The sequence below is a fragment of the Streptomyces litchfieldiae genome (genome assembly GCF_031845365.1).
Lineage (GTDB): Bacteria > Actinomycetota > Actinomycetes > Streptomycetales > Streptomycetaceae > Streptomyces > Streptomyces litchfieldiae.
The window spans coordinates 1-406 of sequence record NZ_JAVREL010000144.1; the positions used below are offsets into that span (position 1 = coordinate 1).

The 406-nt window shown below is 67.2% G+C and carries 1 protein-coding gene; it reads right to left on the reverse strand.

Annotated features, from left to right (window positions below; all coding sequences use genetic code 11):
• Window positions 1–370: enoyl-CoA hydratase-related protein (locus RM590_RS35800; RefSeq protein WP_311708981.1), on the reverse strand; the 370-nt coding region annotated here is incomplete at its 3' end.
• Window positions 371–406: the final 36 nt, after the last annotated feature.

The window sequence follows — 406 nt, forward strand, 5'->3', positions numbered from 1 at the left end:
GGCAGAGGCCGCCCCCGATGGCCGCGCCGTTGACGGCGGCGATCACCGGCTGGTGCAGCCGGCGTAGGGCGAGAATCACATCGTCGAGGATCTCCATCGACCGCAGGGCGTACGTCGGCCTGGTCAGACCGGCGACGTGCGGAACGGAGCCGGCCGACTTGTGATCGGCCCCGGACGAGAAGCCCCGGCCGGCCCCGGTAAGCACCACGACGCGCACGCTGTTGTCGTAGCGGAGGTCTTCGAGGACGTCCTTGAGCGGCACCATGACGTCGAACGCCATCGAGTTCATCCGCTCAGGCCGGTTGAGGGTCACCAGGGCCACGTCCGGTCGTGGACGGTCAACCAGTACGAATTCGTTCTGCGCAGTCACGGACAGCACGCTATCGCGTGCCGTTCATCACACCTG